Here is a 21,989-nt window from a genome sequence, read left to right as displayed (position 1 = left end):
ATTAGACACTGACAATAAAAAAGCCCCTTTAATAGGGGCTTAAAAATGCTCCGAGAACAGGGCTCGAACCTGCGACCCGGTGATTAACAGTCACCTGCTCTACCGACTGAGCTATCTCGGATTGTTATTTAATGTTTAACTATTATAGCATAAACAAAAAAAATGTCAATAGATAAAACATATTTTTTTTATTTATAAGCACTAAAATATTCTAATATTTCTTTATATTTTTTTGAATTATTTCCAGATAAAACAATATACTTATTTAAATATTCATACACATTTTTTCCATATTCCTGTTCTTTTTCTGCATCATTTTTCTTCACAGCAGCATCAAATTTTCTTTTATAAATAGTAGCTAATTTATAATTAGAATTAGGATCCGCCCTCAATTCTAATGCTTTTTTATATAATTCAATGATTTTATCCTCTTTAAATTCTTTAACCAAATATGTAGCACCATACATATAAATATCTCCTAATTTAGGATATGAAGGATGCTGTTTTAATGCCGCCATTCCTTTAGAATCTAATATATTTATATATGCCTTTAATCTTGTATAAGCATTCATACTCCCATCAAATTCAGACAATGTACTAGAATATCCTGCCGCCTTATCTAATTCCTGATCTTTACTAGGTGTTATAGGTACGACAAAATTTTCCTGAGAAAATACTATCGCATTACAGATAAATAGTAGGAATATGATTATTTTCTTCATTAATTTCTCCAATTTCATAAGATATATGCTATTTTATTATTATCGTAATAATTAAAATCTAGTAAAACTAAAAAAGTAAAAAACTAAATTTAATTGTTGACAATAAAAGTATTTGTTCTATAATATTTTTGGAAAATATAAATTTATGGAGATATTTTATGGCCACTAAAAAAACAGAAAAAGCATCTGAAAAAACCACTGCTAAAAAGACAGCTGCTCCAAAAAAAGCTGCTGTAAAAAAAGCAGACGGTACTTCAAAAAAAGCTGCTGTAAAATCAGCTGCTGCAAAAAAAACTACTGCCAAAAAAGTACAATCAAAGAAAAAATCTGAAAAAGAAATAGAAAAAGAGATAAAAGAAATAAAAGAAGAAGCCAGAAAAGATAAATATATACCTGATGAAGTTGATATAGTAAGAGAACTGCCTGAAAGATATAAAGAAACAAAATTAGTACTTATGATGCGTGATCCTGAATGGTGTTTTTTCTATTGGGACATATCTGATGAAGATATAAATTATCATTCTTTAAAAGGAAAAAGAATATCTGTAAGAATATTCCATGTATTTGGTTATGATATTACTAATGGAGAAATTCATAAAGAAATAGAAGTTAATTACATTTATGGTGATAGATATGTCAATTTGGCTATGCCTCATGCCTATTTTATAGGTGAACTTGGATACTATGATGAAAATAACAGATTTATAGTATTAGCCAGAAGTAATATGATTTATGCTCCTAGAGATTCTATGAGCAATGTTTATGATGAAGAATGGATGGTTAATGAAGAGATCATCAAACTTTTAAAATCTCCTAAAGCTTTAAGAGAAAGTTTATCATCTGCTACAATATTTGAACTTATAGATTTAAGAAGAAATCATTTAGCATCTTCTTCATCTTCACTTTTTATGAAAAAAAATTAAGAATAATCAGCGGTATTAATTATAAAATCACAATATTAATTTTTCTGTTTTTGCAATTATTGGACTCTATAAATTAAATATTAATTAATGCCGCTAGAAATAATATATAAAGCGGTGAATCTATCAATATAGAAAATAAATGTCTGCTTGTTATTATCTTCTTTTTCATCACAACAAATGAAATTATACTACTGTATATAATTGGAATACAATATTTCAATTTATTAATCTCTAATGGAAATTTGCCTATTATAATACCTACCAGCATAAACAAAGCTAAAACAATAGGTATTATCCCTGTTATAAATGCCAATTTATTAGAATCTATATATGTAGTCAAAGTTACAGCACCTGCAATTTTATCACTTTGAGAAAATTTTATTTCAATTAAAGCCTGTCTTATAAACATAAATAAAAATACTGTCAATGTAGAAAATAAATATAAAAATAATTTCTCTTTCAGTATATTTCTATGCATAATAAATATTGAACCGTTTAATAATACAGTAACTGCAACAGATATTACTACGGCTTTAAATGGTATGAGTTTTTTAAATAATCTGAAGAAAAAAGAACTTTCAAATCTTGATTTATTTTCAAAACTAATATTATACCCCATTCCAAGTAAACTTGAAAGAATTGATAGCATCAATATTCCTACATTAATTTTATAGGCAAAATAAAACATAAGAATAGCACTCATTAATATCAAAAATCTAAAAAATATTTTATACTCCTGATAAAATAAATACCTTCTTTTATCGCTTATCTTTATAGTATAATTACTATACCCATTTTCTAAACTCATATATAAATAGTACAAAGATATTATAATACCTATTTGATATTGAAAAGGCTGCGATAATATATCATATATAGCATAAGACATTAAAAAAGCACCTACAGAAAAGAATATATAGCCGTAATTTAGAAAATCAAATATCCTTGACATAAACCTAACAAAATTACCGGCATATTTATCCTTTATAGTTTGTGCTATATCCTCTATAAGCCAATCAGGAGTAGATGCTCCTGCCATTATACCTATATTTTTATAGTTTGATAAATCAATTTTATCCAAATCTTCTTTATATTCCACATAAAATGCCGGCTTAATAGCTGCTGCTATATTATATAAATTTCTAGTATTTGAACTTTCAGAACCGCCTATTACAAGTACAACATCATTTCTTTTTGCTATTTCTAATACCTCATTTTGTCTTTGTTCAGTAGCGGCACATATAGTATTTTTAATAATTATTTCAGTATCTTTATACTTATTTTGTATTTGAGTTACATATTTATCAAAAACATCTTTCTGTAAAGTAGTTTGAGCAACTATTAAAGCTTTTTTAGAATCATTAGGAAGTTTATTTAAATCCTCATCTTTGTAAACAACATAAACATCATCAGCATATCCGCATACGCCTATAATTTCAGGGTGAGAAGGATTACCTATTACTATAACTCTGTATCCTAGAGAACTATATTTTTTTACAAGACCTTGAATTTTAGCAACATATTTACAGGTAAGATTTACTATTTTTTTGGCATGACTTGAAAGAGCCTCTCTTCTCTTAGGAGATATACCATGTGCCCTTACAATAACAGTTTTTCCATCTAAAACAGACATATCCTCATCATCTTCATAAGTTTTTACGCCTGCGTTTTCTAACATATCAAGAGTTTGAGGATTATGTATTAAATGTCCATCTATATATATTTCATTATTTTTTTTAGAAGCCTGAGAGAAAGTATTTTCTACAGCATACTTCACACCGTCACAGAAACCAGCAAATTTACCTATATCTACATTCATTGTATTTAGAATTTTAAAGGAATAATAATAATATTATTATTTAGCTTTAGAAATTTTATTGCCTTTAATACATTTAGTACAAACTAATGCTTTTTTTACTGAACCATTTACTTCTATTTTAACATTTTGTAAGTTAGCATTAAAAGAGCGTTTAGTTTTTATATTAGAATGGCTTACACTATGACCATTTTGCTTGCCTTTTCCGCATATTTCACATACTCTTGCCATTTTTTCCTCCAAAAAAATAATATTATTTAGTTTACAATTATAATGCAGTGATTATATATTAAAAAATGATTTTAGTCAATGATTTATTAAAAATTATTAAAAATTTATTTGTACAATGATGAATTATGCATATAATAATTATATATGCGGTTATAACAAATAAACGGAGTAATATTATGATGTCATTAATAGATAACATAAAATTTTCATTTTTATACATAGATCTATACTCTATGGGCAAAAATTGGGAGTTTCCGCAATCAATAATACCATATAATATTTTGAGATATATAGTAAAAGGAGAAGCTTTATTTTATATTAATGACGAAACAGTAAAAGTTAAAGAAAATCAAATAGTATATATACCTAAGGGCTGTAATATGTCTTGTAAATCTATTTCTGATACTTTTGATTTTTTCAGTGTTAGATTCACTACTCTAGTTTCATCTGAAGTTTATGATATTCTTGGAAAAATTTATGGAATTCCTAGGATTTTGGATAATAACGGAGAAGATGTTTATTTCAGAGAAATGTATAAATGGCTGCATGAAAAAACTATTGCTAAAAAATGCTTTATACAAGGAAATTTGAATCTTTTAATAGGTTCTTTATCTATTAGAGCTGAAAATAATAAATTAGAACATCCATTAAGTTTAGAAAATGCTAAAAAAAATATGATGGGTAAGCCTCCTATGGAATATTTAAAAGAAATAAGATTAACAACAGCAGCAAGATTTCTATTAATGGAAAATAAAAGCATCAGCGATATAGCTTATGATGTAGGATATAAAGATCCGAATTATTTTATAAGAGAATTTAAATCTGCTTTTGGAGTTACCCCAAATAAATACCGTAAAGTTAATAGAGATGGATAAAAATCGATTTTAATTTTATTTTTCATAATTTCATTCTTAATTAACCAAAAAGATTGTAGTGCTATTTTTGAGCGTTAAGTTAGTAGAAGTCAGTAAAAAAAATTATAGACTTATAAGTATAAGATAATATCTTAAATCTAAAAAAATCAAAATTAATTAAGGAGAATGTTATGAGTATAAAAAACAAATTGTATATTTTATTTATTGCATTATCATTATTAATAATTAGTTTAACAGGATGCGGCAAGAAAACATCTTCTTCAGCATCTTCCAGCGGAGAACTTGAAGGCGAAATAACTTTCTGGCATTCATTTACTCAAGGTCAAAGATTGGATGTTATACAAAAAGTTGCAGATCAATTTATGAAAGATAATCCAAAAGTAAAAATCACAATAGAAACATTCTCTTGGGCAGATTTTTATACAAAATGGACAACAGGATTAGCTTCAGGTAATGTTCCGGATATGAGTACAGCTTTACCAATGCAGGTTGTAGAAATGATGGATGCCGGTGCAATAATACCTATTGATGATTTGATTGATGATATAGGAAGAGATAAATTTTCTAAATTATCTTTATTGGAAGGAGAAAAAGACGGAAAATGCTATTCAATACCATTATACTCCCATGCTCAAGTTATGTGGTATAGAAAAGATTTATTAAAAAATGCCGGATTAGAAGTACCTAAAACTTGGGAAGAATTTGCCAAAGCTGCAAAAGCTCTTACAAAAGACGGAATATACGGCTGTTCTTTCCCTTGCGGATCAGGTGATTTTATGGCAACAAGATTTTTGAATTATTATGTAAGAAGTGCAGGAGACCGTTTATTAACTGATGATCTAAAAGCAAATCTAACAAGTAAAGCTGCAATTGACGGAATAAAATTTTGGGTTGATATATATCAAAATTGCTCTCCTAAAGATTCTGTTAACTATATAACATTAGATCAAGCAAATTTATATTATCAGGGAAAAACAGCATTTGATTTCAATTCAGGCTTCCAAATAAGCGGAGTAGAAATAAATTCTCCTCATCTAATTGACCAAATAGACTGTGCCCCTCTTCCTAAAATAAATGCCAATGATCCAGATTATGGTGCTGAAACTGCTCATATACCAATGGTTATTTGGGCAAATTCTAAACATCCTGAAATATGTAAAGAGTTTATCAAAAAATTATATGAAACTGATACATATATAGAATTTTTACAAGCAACTCCTGTAGGCATGCTTCCTTCTATATCCGGAATATCAGATAATCCAAAATATCAGGAAAATGAAATAGTAAAAAAATTCGCCAATGCTGAACAAGTTATAAGAAAAACAATGGATATGGGTACATCTATAGGTTTTGAAAAAGGTCCTAATATTCAAGGAAGTTTATTAACTTCTCAGAGTGTTATTGAAGATATGTTCCAAGAAATTCTTGTTGATGGTAAAGATATAAATCAAGCTGCTAAAGATGCTGAAGATAGATTAAATGAATTATTCAGCAGCGTACAATAAATGATTATTGCTAGGAGGCATTTATGAAAAAATGGCTGAATACTATCGATTATGCAAGATGGATATTTGTACTTCCTGCTATGATCATCGTAATAGCTTTATTAATATATCCTATTTTTTCAAGCCTTTATTATAGCTTTACAACAAAGCATTTAATAAGACCTGTATATGACTTTATAGGAATGAAAAATTATATAGATGTTTTAATGGATCCTTTATTTTTTAAGGCTTTTTTAACATCTATTTTATGGACAGCTTTTTCTTTAATGGGGCAGATAATAATAGGATTTACAGCTGCATTATGTTTAAATAGAGTTAAGCATCTTCAAAATGTGTATAGAACATTAATGATTATACCATGGGCTTTTCCTTCAATAGTTATAGCTCTTTCATGGAAATGGATATTAAATGGAGTATCAGGATTTTTACCTAATTTAATGGTTGAAGTAGGATTGAGTAATGAACTGCCTCAATTCTTAAGCGATAGCAATATGGTATTTCCAACTTTAATTTTCATAAATGTTTGGTTCGGATCGGCTATGATTATGGTAAATATATTATCAGCATTGCAAACTATACCTCAGGATCAATATGAAGCTGCACAAATAGACGGTGCTAAAAAATATCAGCAGTTTTGGTATATAACTTTTCCCCATATAAAAATAGTAGTAGGATTATTGGTAGTTCTTCGTACTATATGGATATTTAATAATTTTGATATTATATATCTTCTTACAGGAGGAGGTCCTGCCAATAAAACCAGCACAATTCCAATTTATGCTTATAAAATGGGTTGGGGTACAAAACTGCTTGGAAAATCATCTGCTGTTACTATTTTGCTTCTATTATTCCTGCTTATTATATGCTTTGTATATTTCATGATAATTGCTAAATGGGAAAAGGAGAATAAATAATGTTTAAATCAAAAGAGATTATAGGAAATATTCTATGCCATTTATATCTTATAGTATTATCTATAATATCTGTATTCCCTTTGCTATGGATATTAATATCTTCTGTAAAAACCAATACGGAACTTACTTCATATCCTACAAATTTTATTCCAAAGAATTTTACATTGAATAATTTTATTCATGTAATCAAAGACTTAGATTTTGCAAGAAACATAGGAAACAGTATTATCATTGCTTTATTAACAACAATAATAGCAATAATTATTTCAAGTATGGCAGCATACGGTATAGTAAGATTCTTTCCTAAACTAGGAAATATAATGTCTAAAATATTAGTTACAACATATTTATTTCCGCCTATACTTCTTGCAATCCCCTACTCTCTTGTAATGGCAAAATTAGGATTAACTAATACTAGAATTGGTCTAGTTATAGTATATCTGTCATTTAGCGTACCTTATGCGGTATGGATGTTAGTCGGATTTTTCAAGACTGTACCTATTGGCATTGAAGAAGCTGCAAAAGTTGATGGGGCTAATAAATTACAAGTATTTATAAAAATTGTATTGCCTTTGGTGGCACCGGGTATAGTAGCTACGGCTATTTATACTTTTATAAATGCTTGGAATGAATTTCTATATGCATTAATACTAATAAATAGCACAGATATGATGACTGTATCTGTAAAATTTAGATCACTTCAGGGGGCGGAAATATTAAATTGGGGTGATATGATGGCAGCATCTGCTTTAGTTGTTATACCTTCGGTTATTTTCTTTATGATTATACAAAAGAAAATAGCAAAAGGAATGGCAGACGGAGCAGTAAAATAAAAAACAAATAAAAAAATTATACTACACTTAGGAGGATAAAAATGGAAACTATAGGTTATGCTATTGTAGGAACTGGTTATTTTGGAGCTGAACTTGGAAGAATTATGAAAGCAGAAGAAGGTGCTAAAATATCAGCTATACTTGATCCGGAAAATGCCGAAACTATATCTAAAGAATTAGAATGTGATATTGAAACAGATCTGGATACCCTTTTCAAAAGAGAAGATGTAAATGCTGTTATAGTTGCAACACCAAACTACTTGCATAAAGAACCTGTAATAAAAGCGGCCAAAAATAAAGTTAATGTTTTTTGCGAAAAGCCAATAGCATTAAATTATAAGGATTGTGATGAGATGGTGAATGCATGCAATGAAAATGGAGTAATATTTATGGCCGGACATGTTATGAATTTTTTTAATGGAGTTCGTCATGCCAAAAAACTTATTAATGATGGTGTAATAGGAGAAGTATTATATTGTCATTCTGCAAGAAATGGTTGGGAAGAACAGCAGCCTTCTATATCTTGGAAGAAAATTAGAAGTAAATCAGGAGGACATTTATATCATCATATTCATGAATTAGACTGCATACAATTTATAATGGGAGGAATACCTGATACTGTTACTATGACAGGAGGAAATGTTATGCATAATGGAGAAGGATTTGGAGATGAAGATGATATGCTTTTTATTAATTTAGAATTCCCTAATAATAGATATGCTGTTTGTGAATGGGGTTCTGCTTTTCATTGGCCTGAACATTATGTACTAATACAAGGAACTAAAGGTGCTATTAAATTAGATATGTGTGATTGCGGCGGAACTTTAAAAATAGATGGAAAAGATACGCATTTTCTTATACATGAAACTCAGGAAGAAGATGATGACAGAACTAGAATTTATCATAGCACAGAAATGGACGGGGCTATTATGTATGGAAAACCGGGTAAAAAACCTCCTATGTGGCTTCATAGCATTATGAAAAAAGAAATGCATTATTTTAATGAAATAATGCATGGAAAAAAACCTGATGAAGAGTTTAAACCTCTTCTTAATGGTGCGGCAGCAAGGGCAGCAATAGCAACTGCTGATGCCTTGACAAAATCAAGATTTGAGGATAAAAAAGTAAAATTAAAAGAAATTATAGGAGATAAAAAAATATGAGAAACTTAGATAAGTACAAAGGAATTATTCCTGCTTTTTACGCTTGTTATGATGAGAAAGGTGCTATAAGCCCAGAAAGAGTTAAAAAGTTTACACAGCATTTGATAGACAAAGGTGTAAACGGCTTATATGTAGGCGGATCTTCAGGCGAATGTATTTACCACAGTAAAGAGGAAAGAAAATTAGTATTAGAAAATGTTATGGAAGTGGCTAAAGGAAAAATCACTATCATAGCACATGTAGGCTGCAATAATACTGCAGATAGTGCTGAATTAGCAGCTCATGCTGAAAAATTGGGAGTAGATGCTATAGCTTCTATACCTCCGATATATTTCCACCTTCCTGACTATTCTATAGCAGAATATTGGAATGATATAAGTGCTGCTGCACCTAATACTGATTTTATTATATATAATATACCTCAGCTTGCAGGTGTTGCTTTAAATGTTAATCTTTACAAAAAAATGAGAGAAAATCCAAGAGTTATAGGTGTAAAAAACTCATCTATGCCTGTACAAGATATTCAAATGTTTAAAGATGTAGGAGGTGATGACAGCATCATATTTAACGGACCAGATGAACAGTTTGTAGCCGGAAGATTAATAGGGGCTGATGCAGGAATAGGCGGTACTTATGCTGTAATGCCTGAATTATTCTTAGCTGCTAATGATGCTGTTAATAAATGTCAGTTTGAAAAAGCAAGAGATATACAGTATAAAATAGACAGAATCATATATGCTATGTGCGAATGTCATGGTAATTTGTATGCAGTAATGAAAGCTATTCTTAAATTAAAAGGTTTGGAATTAGGCGGAGTAAGAAAACCATTAAGCAATATAATAGATGAAGATAAAAAGAAAATAGAAAATTGTGCCAAAATGATAGATGATGCTATAAACAGTATAAAATAATATATTTTGTATAATTTTTTATATAAAACCGGTCATTTTTATTCACATTAAAATAAATGATCGGTTTTTTTTATTGCATTGCTGCATATAATAAAACTCATAATATTTATTTATATTAGGTATATTAATCTAATAATAAAAAACTTCAAAATAAAAAATAATATTAGCATTGATTATATTTAAAATTGTAGTATAATCTTTTCAATAATAAAAAGTTAAAATAAAAAATACCTAGAATAGGAGATATATATATGCCACCAAGATCAAAATTAGGAGAAATACCTAGACAGGAAATGCCTACTAGAAGTCCGGAGGAAAGAAGGAAAGATTTTAAAGAGGTTCCTTTGGGCTACACTGAAGAACAGGCATATCAGGAATCTTTAAGATGTTTAGACTGTAAAGTTCCGCATTGTATGGAGGGCTGTCCTGCTAAAGTAAAAATTCCTGAATTTATAGGGCTTATAGCAGAAAGAAAATTCTTAGAAGCAGCTAAAAAAATCAAAGAAACAAACGCTTTACCTGCAGCATGCGGAAGAGTATGCCCTCAGGAAGAGCAATGCGAAGAAAGATGCGTAGTAGGTAAAAAATTTGAACCTGTTGCTATTGGTAAATTGGAAATGTTTGTAGCTGATTATGAAAGAAAACATGCTCAGCATGAAGATTTAAAAGTAGAAAAAATGGTAAAAAGGTATGTATAGTCGGAGCAGGTCCTGCTGGTTTAGCCTGTGCAGGAGACTTAATAAAATTAGGATATGATGTTACTGTATTAGAAGCTTTACACACGATAGGCGGTGTATTAATGTACGGTATTCCAGAGTTTCGTCTTCCAAAAGAATTAGTAGCACATGAAGTAGAAAATCTTAAAAAAGATGGTGTAAAATTTAGAATTAATGAAGTTGCAGGTATTTCTTTAGATTTTAATGAATTAAGAAAAGAATATGATGCAATATTTTTAGGAACAGGTGCGGGACTTCCTGCATTTTTGAATGTACCGGGAGAACATTTCTGCGGTGTTTACTCTGCAAATGAGTATTTAACAAGAGTTAATTTAATGGGGGCTTATAAATTCCCTGAAGTAGATACTCCTGTTATAAGACATAAAAGAGTAGCTGTATTAGGCGGCGGTAATGTTGCTATGGATGCCTGCAGAACTGCTGTAAGATTAGGTGCAGAAAAAGTATACATAATATACAGAAGAACTGAGAAAGAACTTCCGGCAAGATTAGAAGAAATTCACCATGCTATGGAAGAAGGAGTTGATTTTAGATTCTTAAGAGCACCTTTAGAAATATTGGGTGATGAAAATGACAATGTTATAGGTGTTAGAACTCAAGTCATGGAACTTGGTGAGCCTGATACTGACGGAAGAAGAAAACCTGTTGCGGTTAAAGGACAAACAGAAGACATAGAAGTTGATGCAGTTATTGTAGCAATAGGTACTACTCCTAACCCTCTTATAGCTAGAAAAGTTTCTGAATTACAAACTACTAAAAAAGGTACCTATGTTATAGATGAAGAAACAGGTGCTACTTCTATGGAAGGAGTATTTGCTGGAGGCGATGCTGCCAGAGGTGCTGCTACTGTTATCTTAGCTATTGGCGATGGCAAAAGAGCTGCTGCCGGAATAGATAAATATTTGTCTAATAAGTAATATTTTTTATAAATATCTTTATGAAAAAGAGACTTTATTTAAAAAAGTCTCTTTTTTTGTCAAAAAAAAATAAATAATCTTATATGTAAAATAGGTAAAAAATTACAAAAGCTATTGACTTTTATACCGTTAATAATAACATAGTTAACATAATTGCACTTTTTTTTATAAAATGCAATTATTTTTTTTTCTTATTTTAATAATTATGGTTTTAATTAATTGAAAGCCATAAAATATATTTATAAACACTGGAGGATTAATCTGATTATGAAATTGAAGTTGCAAATAGGTTTTATAACCTTAATAGCTTTTATGCTTATTTCATGCGGCGGTTTGCCTGTAAAGGAGTATGAAAGAGTAACTGCCCTAAGAGATACTGTAGTAAACAAATATCCGGAGATACAAACATTTGCTCAGGAAGATTTTGATATAGCAGAAAAAGGCTATGCTGAAGCTGATATCATAATGAAAGAAGAAAATGAAGATGAAGCGGAAAAAGCTAAAGAATTATTATTGACTGCTGAGACTAATTATAATTTGGTTTTAGACAAAGGTTTACCGCCATATTCTGAAATACTAAAAAAACAGACTGATGAAAGTGCAACTAATGCTATTGATATTAAAGCTAGTGTAATGTACGGCGATGAATTTACTAAAGCTGATACAGTATATCAAGAAGCTAATGCAATGTATACAGCTGAAACTAAAGATTACAGAGTTATGGTAGATAAACTTTATCAAGCTAAAGTAGCTTATACAGATTTATACAATAAAACTAAAGAACAATTTGATAGAAGTGATGAGGCTTTGAAATTAGTTAAAGAGCGTTTAGCTCAATTAGAAAAGATGATGCAGGAAATAGAAGCCTTTGAACAGGAACAGAACTAATTTATAAGGAGTAAATGATGAAAATAAAAAAAATAATGGCTACTATAGCTTTATTATCTTTCACATGGTCTGTTTTACCGGCACAAACTTATGAAGATGCTGCTAGAATAACTCAAGAAGCTGATGATCTTCAAAATCAAGGTCAATATCAGCAGTCTTATGATAAGTCTCAAGAGGCATCTGTAAGCATCGATAAAGCTTCTATGGCATTGTTCTACAGACTTATGAATGCTAGAATCAATAAAACTAAAAATGATGCTAATAATGCAATAACTGAAATAAATCAAATGGGAGCTGCAAGCGATAATCAATTCAAAACTCAGTATGAAGAAGCTGTGAAATATTTTGAAGAAGGAAATGCTAATATAGGAAGCATACCTGGTCCTGATACAGTAGCTCAAAATGATGAAGAGTTTAATACTGCTTCTAATACTTTTAATACAGTTTTACAATACTATAATAATGCATTATCTTCTGCTAATTCAGTTAAAGAAGGTTATTTAGGAAGAGAAAGAGACACTGCTTCTAAATCAATAGCTGATGCTAGATCTAAATATAATGCTGCTTTAGGTAAAAGTATAAAAGCAGGTGATAATAATGATAAAACAGTTTCCGGTGCTTTAACTAAAGCTGATGAGGCTTTAAAATCTGATAACTTTGCAAGCGTTCAGCAAAATGTTGCTGCTGCTCTTGCCGGCATTACTAAAGCTGAAGCAGATGCAAAAGCTGCTGCTGAAAGAGCCGCCGCTGCTGCTAAAGCAAAAGCTGAAGCAGAAGCTAAGGCAAAAGCTGCCGCTGAGGCAAAAGCTAAAGCAGAGGCAGAAGCTAAAGCAAAAGCTGCTGCTGAGGCAAAAGCTAAAGCAGAGGCAGAAGCTAAGGCAAAAGCAGAAGCTGAAGCTAAAAGAAAAGCTGAAGAAGAAGCCAGACAAAAAGCAGAACAAGAAGCACTTGCTAAAGAACAGGCAGATGCTGTTGCTAAAGCTAAACAAGATATTGCTAATGCACAGCAGAAATACGACAGTCTTGTTAATGACAGCACTATAACAAGAGGAGATGAAACTGATCAGAATATATCTACTCTTTTAGCTGATGCTAACAATCTTGTAGAAACAGATCCTGCTGCTGCAAGCCAAAAAGCTTTGGAGGCTTCTAAAGCTATGGACGACTTAGTTAATAATCGCGACAATACTATAGCAAGAGAAGAAAATCAAAGACAATTAGATGATATAAAAGCTAGATATCAGCAATTAATTGATGAGGGTTATATAATTCCAAATAGTGAAGAAGATCAAAACCTTTCTCAAATAATAAAAGATGCTGAAGATGCTTTAGCTAATAATGACAATACTCTAGCTAGAGAAAAATTGGAAGAAGCTAACAGATCTATGAATGCTATATATGAAATGGGACCTAAGAGACCTGGAGACGGCGACTTGGTTGATACAGACAATAACAATAATGAAACTGGTCAAATCATAGATGCTACTACTGGTCAAACTGTTAATACTGAAGGAAAAGTTACTGTACTTCCTATGTATTATACTGTAGTACAAAGAACTCCTTTAACTGATGCTTTATGGAGAATAGCTGGTTATTCATTCATATATAATGATCCTATACAATGGTATAGATTGTATCAGGCTAATAGAAATGTATTAAGAGATCCTAATAATCCAGACTTGATACTTCCTGGACAGGTATTAACTATACCTAGTATGAATGGTGAAGAAAGAGCTGGTACTTATGATCCTAATATGGAATATATAACTTATGATGAAGCTATGATATTAAGAAATCAGCAGCAAAATAATCAGAATAATACTCAGCAAGAAGAAAATACTGCTCAAACAAATAATTAAAAATAGCAGTTATTAAAAAAAGCCATGTATGATTAATTCGTACATGGTTTTTTTAATATATATACAACAATATAATTCTTATAAAATAATATTTCCAAAAATAAATACCGCATATAAAATGTATTTTCATATAAAAAAATTAAAAAGTAATCTTTTAAAAGGTTGTAAGTAAATAAATAAAAAATATAATCCTATTTAATTAGGAATATGAAAACATATATTATCTCAATACTATCTATAATTTTTATAATATCATGCCAAACTAATCATGTATATAATATAAAAAATGAAAATGATAAATCTCATTTTATAAAAATAAACAGAATAGAATATTTAAAACCTAATATAAAATATAATATAAATGGAACACTCTACAGCACTGACATACAATCAAGAATATATAAGGTTATAAGAAAAGAAAATCTCATACTTTCAAATGCTAAAAGAAATAGTTATGCTCAGAGAAAAGTTGTGGAGCTTTATGGTATAAAGGGCAAGGATCAAGGAGGACATATAATAGGCAGACAATTCGGAGGTTCTCCTAATATTGATAATCTTATACCAATAAATAAAAAACTAAACATGGGAGAGATGAAAAAAACAGAAATGGAATGGAGAGAAAGCATCATAAATGGGGATAAAATAAATAATATTATTATAGATATAAAGTATGTATATACTAATACAAGACCATATTTAATTATTATAGATTATAATGTAGAAAAAGATTATACAAATTACAGAGTAAAAAAAATACTCACAAATGAATAATATATATAAATAAAAAGACGCCCCAAAATCATAAAATAATTTTGGAAGCATCACAAATATTTATAGGAGTATGTTAACTAACTTTTAGATAATTCCTTATTTTCCGCCTTAACTGACTTGTCATAAGAAAATATCAAAGAGCCATCATTAGCATCAACATTAATAGTATCACCATCTTCTATATTACCGAACAATATCTCAGTACTCACATAATCCTCTATCTCTTTCTGTATAGCTCTTCTCAAACTTCTAGCACCATACTTCTTGTCGAATCCTTTATCTATGATATAATTCTTAGCCTCTTCGCTTAAATTAATAACAATATTTCTCTCTTTAATAGCATCATTAAGCTCTTTAAGCATTATATTAATAATATCTTTCAAATCATCTTTGCTAAGAGTATGGAATACTATAATATCATCAATTCTATTTAAAAATTCCGGATTGAAATTCTGTTTTAATTCTTCCAAAGCAAAATTTTTAATATCATTAGCATCTTTTTCGCTTCCAACGGCATTAAATCCTAAAGAACTTCCTTTGACAATATCTCTTGCTCCTAAATTACTTGTTATAATTATAATGGTATTTGAAAAATCAACTTTTCTTCCAAAATTATCAGTAAGCTGCCCTTCCTCAAGCACCTGCAAAAGTATATTAGTAACATCCGGATGAGCTTTTTCTATTTCATCAAAAAGTATAAGAGAATAAGGTTTTCTTCTTACCTTTTCAGTAAGTCCGCCTCCCTCTTCATAACCTACATATCCAGGAGGAGCTCCTATAAGTCTGCTAACAGCAAACTTTTCCATAAACTCACTCATATCTATTCTGATAAGAGCATCACTGTCCCCAAACATAAACTCTGAAAGAACTTTAGCTAAAGCAGTCTTCCCAACGCCTGTAGGTCCCAAGAAAATAAAACTTCCAAGCGGTCTTTTTGATGTTTTAAGCCCTGCTCTGCTTCTTCTAATAGCTTTAGATATAGAAGATATAGCTTCTTCCTGTCCTACAACCTTCTGATGAAGTTCCTCTTCCATACCTATAAGTCTTTTGCTTTCTGAGTTTAATAATCTTTTTATAGGTATATTAGTTATTTCAGATATAACATGTCTTATATCATCTTCTTCAATGAATGTTTCTATCTTTTCTCTTTCTCCACGCCATTTTTCTTCTTTAATTGAAAGCTCTTCCTGCAAAGAACTAATTTCATCTCTTATTCTAGCAGCATCTTCAAAATTCTGATTATCAACTGCATTTTTCTTATTTTGATTAAGTTCTTCTATTTTCTTCTCTAAATCTTTGAACTCCTGCGGTCTTGTCATATTGAGAAGTCTTGCTCTTGAACCTGCTTCATCTATTAAATCTATAGCTTTATCAGGCAAATGTCTTTCAAATATATATCTTTTACTCAATACAGCAGCTGCAGTAATAGCTTCATCAGTATATTTTACTTTATGATGTTCCTCATATTTAGGTTTTATTCCATTTAAAATTTCTATGGTATCTTCTACGCTAGGCTCTTCAACATTGATAGGCTGAAATCTTCTAACTAAAGCACCATCTTTTTCTATATATTTTTTATACTCATTGATTGTAGTAGCCCCTATACACTGTATTTCTCCGCGAGAAAGAGCAGGTTTTAACATATTAGCAGCATCTAAAGCACCTTCAGCACCGCCTGCTCCTATTAATGTATGAAGCTCATCTATAAATATTATTATATTATTTGCTTTTTTAATTTCTAAAACTATATTTTTTATTCTCTCTTCAAATTCGCCTCTATATTTTGTACCAGCAACCACAGAAGACAAATCTAAAGTTAATACGCGTTTTTTAAGAAGTATATCAGGTACATCTGCAGCAACTATTTTCTCTGCCAAGCCTTCAACTATAGCAGTCTTTCCAACACCAGGTTCTCCCAAAAGTATAGGATTGTTCTTTTTTCTCCTTGAAAGAATTTGAACAACTCTCATTACTTCATTTTCTCTGCCTATAACTTTATCCAAAGCCTTATCCCTAGCCATTTTAGTTAAATCACGGGCAAATTGATCTAAAGTAGGAGTTTTAACCTTTTTAACATTATCTTCCTGATTAGTCTGTTCCATAGAAGACATATTACTTCCGGCAACACCAAGCATTTTTAATATTTCTTGTCTTAATATAGTAAGCTCAAGCCCCATACTTGTAAGTACATTATAAGCAGTGCCGCTTTCCTCTCTTAAAAGACCAAGCAATAAATGTTCAGTACCTATATAATTATGACTTAAAGCTCTTGCTTCTTCAGCAGATCTGCTTATAAGTTTCTGCACTCTTGGAGCAGTAGGTAAAGTTCCAAATACTTTTGTAGTTGAAGATTTTACCATAGCTGATTCTAATTCTAATTTAAGTCTGTCTAAATCAATTTTCAATCTCAATAACACACGAGTAGCCAAAGCCTCTGATTCATGCAGAAGACCCAAAAGTATATGTTCAGGAGTAACCATATCATGATTTAATCTCTTAGCCTCTTCCTGAGCATATAATTCTATTACCTTTTTTGCTTTGCTTGTTAAATGAAATTGAAACATATTATAATCCTGTATTATGTTTTATATAAAAAAATATTTTACTAATCATTATCGGATATAATAGAAATACTATTATAAATAAAACAAAATTATACATTAACATAAAGATATGCCAATGTATAATTCAGAATTTCTATTATAGGTTTTAAATTTTAAATAAAACTACTATTAGCCACATTAACAACATTTATGTTAGTTTTACGAGATGATGCAGTATTAGTATTATGGGAATCTTCCTTACTAGGATTTCCATAAAACAAAGATAAAGCTAATACCAAGACTATCGCTGTAGAGAGTGCTATAGAAAGCCTAGCAGAACTCATAAAAGCATAAAATGGAGTAACTTCATTTTTTTTCATACTTTCCATCTTAGCCCTTTGAAGCATATACTGCCATTCTCTATCAGGCAAACTTGGCAAATCAAAATGATGTCTTTTCTTTTCGATTTTGCTTTTAAATTGCATCATGTCATGTAGTTTCATAAAAGAGTCCTTTCTTTTTCTAGGAGCGATTTCATTTTTTTAAGAGCATAAGAATAATTACTCTTAGCTGAATCGCTTGATATATTCAAAATATCTGATATTTCTTTATATGAGTAATTCTCATAATATCTCAATATAAAGACATCTCTCTGTTTTCCCTTTAATTTAGTAGAAGCATTATAAATTTTTTCCTGAAGATATATTCTTTCATATTCTTTTTCTGTATTATATCTTTTATCATCAACTATTTCTAATTTTTCTAGATAAGGAGATTCCCTCCTATAAGCCTTAGAATACATATTAATAGCTGTATTGCTTATTATACGATATAACCAGCCTTTAAAATAATTGCGTTCTTCATATCTGTCTATTGCTTTATATACGCGTATTAATACATCTTGTGTTAAATCCATAGCATCTTCGTAATTATGCATAAAGCGATATGATAAATTAAATATGTAATTTTTATATCTTGTTAATAAAATATCCAATGCTTCACTATCACCTTTCTTATGTGCTTCTATTAATTCATAATCTTTTAATAATTCTTTTTCTTTAGTTACTATCATCTCTACAAACTCCAATATATTACCTGTTCTTAAATAATTATATATACATTATTTATAACAAATAAACAAAAATAAAGTAAAATCAAGCCATAAAAGATTCTTTAGAAAAATTCTTGCCGGAATTATCTAATTTATCATCTTCATTGCCTGAAGTTACAAACTCCTTCTCACTGAATGCATTTTCTATATCATATTTAGTAAGAGTTAAGGTATTTCCCTTTACTCCATCTAAATTAAAAAGTATATTAATCATCGCAGTTTCAACTATACTTTTTAAAGATCTTGCACCCATATTCATGCTGGAAGCCTTATCAACTATAAAATTGATAGCTTCAGCAGTTACTACTAGCTTCTTACCTATACTTTTAAAAAATTCAGTATATTTAATAATAGGAGATTCCGAAGTTTTTGTCAAGATATCTTTCAAATTTTCTTTAGTAAGATCATTTAATGTTACTATTATTGGAATTCTACCTATAAACTCCGGTATCATACCATATTTTTCTATATCTTTAACATCAACCTGACTCAATATCCTATTTTTCTGCAGCTTATTTACAACAGCATTAGAACCAAATCCCAAACTGCTTTCTCCCTTCAAACGCATCTTAATAATATCATCAAGCCCCACAAAAGCACCGCCGAATATGAACAATATGTTTTTAGTATTCATAAGTATGCCGTCACTAGAATGCATCATTCTTCTGTCGCCGAATTCAGGAACTCTTATATCCTCTCCGTTCATCATAGAAAGAAGTGCTTCCTGTACAGCCTTATCAGAAGGATTTCCCGTAGTGGATTGATGAGCATCAGCCTTTGCTATCTTATCAACCTCATCTAAAAATACTATGCCATGTTGAGCATGCTCCAAATCGCCATTGGCTTTTCTATAAAGATTATAAAGAACAACCTCTACATCATCGCCCACATATCCTGTTTCTGTGAGTGTAGTTACATCTGCACGGGCAAAGGGAAGTCCCAATATATCTGCCAATGTTTTCACTAAATAAGTTTTTCCAACTCCTGTAGGTCCTATCATAAGAATATTTGATCTGAAAGGTATATCTTTATTGCCGTTTATTCTCAAACAATGCAAATAGGCATGTACTGCCAATGCTTTTTTTGCTTCGTCCTGACCTATGACTGTTTTATCTAATTGAGCAACTATTTCTTTAGGAGTTAAAATATCTGATTTTGAGGATTTGCGTTTACTGCCTATTTTATTTTCTAATGAGTATTTTTTTAAAATTTCTTCATTGCTGATTATACTTTCTATAACACTGTAACTATCTTTCTCTAGAAATGCAAATATTACTCTGGAATTTATAAATGTTATTAATGTATTTGTTATTTCGAGTATACCGCTGCTAGGATAGGGTTCATGTGATAGATTAAATATACCGCTTGATATTAATTTACTATTATTATCAAAATAATGATACTTATTTATATATATGTCATTATTTAATGTGATAAGCTCTAATATTCTTCTAACAGATATAGCCGACATAGAATCGCCGTAAATAGTATAAACTAATACAGAATACAAAATAAATCTCTCATCTAAATCTAAATCCTTTTCTAAGATAAATCTTTCTATATTAAAATTATACTTCTTAAAAGAATATATCTTTTTTACATCTGTCTTAAGAGAATTTATAAGTATTTCAACTTCATTACTGTTATTAACTATTTTTTCATTATTGGACATCATCTCATCATCATAACCCAAAGCTCTGTCAATATTACTTGAAAGTCTTCTGGTCATATCATTTCTATCTGATATTAGATTCAATGTATAAACTATTTTAGTAACTATTTCAAAATATGCCCTGAAAGCATCTTCTTTATTAGCATAAGATGATTTTTTTTCTTCTTTTCCAATACTGCTGGATTCATTTCCCTGCTTTTTTTTCTTCATAACAAAAGATCTCCTAATTAAATAACATTGCCTATTAAATCATATTCTGTATTATGAGTAATAGCAACCTGCACTATATCGCCAATATTTATATTATTATTAGTATTTTCATTATAAACTTCAACATATCCATCAACTTCCGGAGCATCGTATATGCTTCTGCCTATAAATTTATTATCATCTTCTTTTTTTTCTATCAATACATCTATAGTTCTTCCTATAAATCTCTCCAATCTTTTTTCAGACACTTCTATAGCCGCCCTCATAAGTCTTTCTCTAAGCATTAATTTTCTATTTCTGCTCATTTTAGGCTTGTTTATAAGAAGAGCCTTTGTATTTTCCTCTTCAGAATAAGTAAATACTCCTACCCTATCAATCTGAGCATTTCTTACAAACTTTATTAACTTTTTAAATGATTCAGCAGTCTCTCCCGGAAATCCGACTATCAAAGAAGTTCTTATAACAGCATCATTATTATAGCTTCTTATTTTGTCTATCATTTCCCTATAAAATTTATAGCTTCTTGTTCCTCTGTTCATATATTTTAATATATTTTTATCCACATGCTGCAAAGGTATATCAAAATAAGGAACAACTTTATCAGTAGTAAAAAAAGATTCTATTATCTCATCATTCAAAACAACTGGATTCTGATAAAGCACTCTTATCCACTTAATGCCTTCAACTTTTGAAAGAGCTTTAAGTAAATCCGGTAAGGCTAATTTATTATATATATCATATCCGTAAAAAGTTGTTTCCTGAGCTATTAAATTAATTTCTTTAGCTCCGTTTTTGGCATAATTTTCAGCTTCTTTTACTATATCTTCAATCTTTCTGCTTCTATGATCGCCTCTGATTCCCGGTATAGCACAAAAACTGCAGTTGGCATGACATCCGTCGCTTATTCTTATATAAACACTATACTTAGTGCCTGTATTTACTCTATCACCATACTCTTTATATTCAGTATTTTCTTTTGCATCATGAAAACCATCTTCTTCTACGGCTTTTAATATATTCTCTAAATCATATATACCTATAGCAGAATCAACTTCCTTGAACATCTCAAGAAAATTTTCTTTATACCTTTCACTCATACAGCCTGATACTATTAGCCTTTTACATTTTCCGTATTTTTTATACATAGAATGATCAAATATAGCATCAATGGACTCTTTCTTTGAATCCTCTATAAAAGCACAAGTATTTATAACTATTATATCTGCATCTTCCGGATTATTAGTAATATTAAAGCCTTTTTTCTGTAATATGGCTAATATATGCTCTCCATCAACAGTATTCTTCTCACATCCTAAACTATGTAAATATATATTCTGCAAATTAAATTTCCTTTTTTAATTTTAAATATGACAGTCTGACGAAAATTATTC

The 21,989-nt window shown here is 29.9% G+C and carries 18 protein-coding genes, 1 tRNA gene and 1 pseudogene; 11 read left to right on the top strand and 9 right to left on the bottom strand.

Annotated elements, in window-relative coordinates:
• Positions 1–48: 48 nt before the first annotated feature.
• Positions 49–121, bottom strand: a tRNA-Asn gene (locus tag BHAMNSH16_RS10380).
• Between the two features lie 67 nt (positions 122–188).
• On the bottom strand, positions 189–722 hold the full coding sequence (locus tag BHAMNSH16_RS10375) for a hypothetical protein (protein ID WP_008731382.1): 534 nt from the start codon (positions 720–722) through the stop codon (positions 189–191).
• Between the two features lie 158 nt (positions 723–880).
• Between BHAMNSH16_RS10375 and BHAMNSH16_RS10370 the strand changes: the two genes are divergently transcribed.
• Positions 881–1,645: a DUF4912 domain-containing protein gene (locus BHAMNSH16_RS10370; protein ID WP_008731380.1), complete on the top strand. Its 765-nt coding sequence runs from the start codon at positions 881–883 to the stop codon at positions 1,643–1,645.
• A gap of 73 nt (positions 1,646–1,718) precedes the next feature.
• Here the strand turns inward: BHAMNSH16_RS10370 and ispH are convergent, their stop codons facing one another.
• On the bottom strand, positions 1,719–3,464 hold the full coding sequence (ispH, locus tag BHAMNSH16_RS10365) for a 4-hydroxy-3-methylbut-2-enyl diphosphate reductase (protein WP_069731459.1): 1,746 nt from the start codon (positions 3,462–3,464) through the stop codon (positions 1,719–1,721).
• A 36-nt stretch (positions 3,465–3,500) separates the two neighbouring features.
• Positions 3,501–3,692: a 50S ribosomal protein L28 gene (gene rpmB, locus BHAMNSH16_RS10360; RefSeq protein ID WP_008727936.1), complete on the bottom strand. Its 192-nt coding sequence runs from the start codon at positions 3,690–3,692 to the stop codon at positions 3,501–3,503.
• 176 nt (positions 3,693–3,868) lie between these two features.
• Between rpmB and BHAMNSH16_RS10355 the strand changes: the two genes are divergently transcribed.
• The 10 genes and pseudogenes from BHAMNSH16_RS10355 (at position 3,869) to BHAMNSH16_RS10310 (ending at position 15,062) form a co-directional block, all read left to right on the top strand.
• Positions 3,869–4,567 carry an AraC family transcriptional regulator gene (locus BHAMNSH16_RS10355; RefSeq protein ID WP_206193848.1) on the top strand — a complete coding sequence of 233 codons (699 nt, stop codon included), beginning with the start codon at positions 3,869–3,871 and terminating at the stop codon, positions 4,565–4,567.
• Positions 4,568–4,737: 170 nt separating this feature from the next.
• Positions 4,738–6,072 (top strand): ABC transporter substrate-binding protein, encoded by a 1,335-nt coding sequence (locus tag BHAMNSH16_RS10350; RefSeq protein ID WP_008727933.1) that lies wholly within the window; start codon positions 4,738–4,740, stop codon positions 6,070–6,072.
• A gap of 23 nt (positions 6,073–6,095) precedes the next feature.
• Positions 6,096–6,986, top strand: a complete 891-nt coding sequence (locus tag BHAMNSH16_RS10345; protein ID WP_008727932.1) for a carbohydrate ABC transporter permease — start codon at positions 6,096–6,098, stop codon at positions 6,984–6,986.
• A complete protein-coding gene (locus BHAMNSH16_RS10340; protein WP_008727931.1) occupies positions 6,986–7,819 on the top strand; it encodes a carbohydrate ABC transporter permease in 834 nt (277 codons plus the stop codon). The genes BHAMNSH16_RS10345 and BHAMNSH16_RS10340 overlap by 1 nt, the downstream gene beginning before the upstream one ends.
• 41 nt (positions 7,820–7,860) lie before the next feature.
• Positions 7,861–8,982: a Gfo/Idh/MocA family protein gene (locus BHAMNSH16_RS10335; RefSeq protein WP_008727930.1), complete on the top strand. Its 1,122-nt coding sequence runs from the start codon at positions 7,861–7,863 to the stop codon at positions 8,980–8,982.
• On the top strand, positions 8,979–9,893 hold the full coding sequence (locus BHAMNSH16_RS10330) for a dihydrodipicolinate synthase family protein (protein WP_008727929.1): 915 nt from the start codon (positions 8,979–8,981) through the stop codon (positions 9,891–9,893). The genes BHAMNSH16_RS10335 and BHAMNSH16_RS10330 overlap by 4 nt, the downstream gene beginning before the upstream one ends.
• 251 nt (positions 9,894–10,144) lie before the next feature.
• Positions 10,145–11,544 (top strand): annotated as a pseudogene (gene gltA, locus BHAMNSH16_RS10325) (NADPH-dependent glutamate synthase).
• Between the two features lie 267 nt (positions 11,545–11,811).
• Positions 11,812–12,432, top strand: a complete 621-nt coding sequence (locus tag BHAMNSH16_RS10320; RefSeq protein ID WP_008722691.1) for a hypothetical protein — start codon at positions 11,812–11,814, stop codon at positions 12,430–12,432.
• Between the two features lie 14 nt (positions 12,433–12,446).
• Positions 12,447–14,291, top strand: coding sequence for a LysM peptidoglycan-binding domain-containing protein (locus tag BHAMNSH16_RS10315; protein WP_039954172.1), 1,845 nt, complete (start codon positions 12,447–12,449; stop codon positions 14,289–14,291).
• A 207-nt stretch (positions 14,292–14,498) separates the two neighbouring features.
• Positions 14,499–15,062, top strand: coding sequence for a DNA/RNA non-specific endonuclease (locus BHAMNSH16_RS10310; RefSeq protein WP_008727926.1), 564 nt, complete (start codon positions 14,499–14,501; stop codon positions 15,060–15,062).
• 77 nt (positions 15,063–15,139) lie between these two features.
• Here BHAMNSH16_RS10310 and BHAMNSH16_RS10305 read toward each other — a convergent pair whose 3' ends face one another.
• The 5 genes from BHAMNSH16_RS10305 to rimO all read right to left on the bottom strand — a co-directional run bounded on the left by BHAMNSH16_RS10305 (position 15,140) and on the right by rimO (position 21,938).
• Complete coding sequence (locus BHAMNSH16_RS10305) at positions 15,140–17,626, bottom strand: ATP-dependent Clp protease ATP-binding subunit (protein ID WP_008727925.1); 2,487 nt, start codon at positions 17,624–17,626, stop codon at positions 15,140–15,142.
• A gap of 152 nt (positions 17,627–17,778) precedes the next feature.
• A complete protein-coding gene (locus tag BHAMNSH16_RS10300) occupies positions 17,779–18,108 on the bottom strand; it encodes a hypothetical protein (protein ID WP_008727924.1) in 330 nt (109 codons plus the stop codon).
• Complete coding sequence (locus tag BHAMNSH16_RS10295) at positions 18,105–18,677, bottom strand: RNA polymerase sigma factor (RefSeq protein WP_008722679.1); 573 nt, start codon at positions 18,675–18,677, stop codon at positions 18,105–18,107. Before BHAMNSH16_RS10295 ends, BHAMNSH16_RS10300 begins: the two co-directional genes overlap by 4 nt.
• An 82-nt stretch (positions 18,678–18,759) precedes the next feature.
• The gene (gene clpX, locus BHAMNSH16_RS10290) at positions 18,760–20,598 is read right to left on the bottom strand and encodes an ATP-dependent Clp protease ATP-binding subunit ClpX (RefSeq protein WP_008729272.1); all 1,839 of its coding nucleotides are present in this window, start codon (positions 20,596–20,598) and stop codon (positions 18,760–18,762) included.
• Positions 20,599–20,615: 17 nt separating this feature from the next.
• On the bottom strand, positions 20,616–21,938 hold the full coding sequence (rimO, locus tag BHAMNSH16_RS10285) for a 30S ribosomal protein S12 methylthiotransferase RimO (protein ID WP_008729273.1): 1,323 nt from the start codon (positions 21,936–21,938) through the stop codon (positions 20,616–20,618).
• Positions 21,939–21,989: the final 51 nt, after the last annotated feature.

The organism is Brachyspira hampsonii, from assembly GCF_002214805.1.
Classification (GTDB): domain Bacteria; phylum Spirochaetota; class Brachyspiria; order Brachyspirales; family Brachyspiraceae; genus Brachyspira; species Brachyspira hampsonii.
The sequence above is the reverse complement of the archived record's forward strand: the minus strand, read 5'-3'. Positions and strand labels throughout refer to the sequence as shown.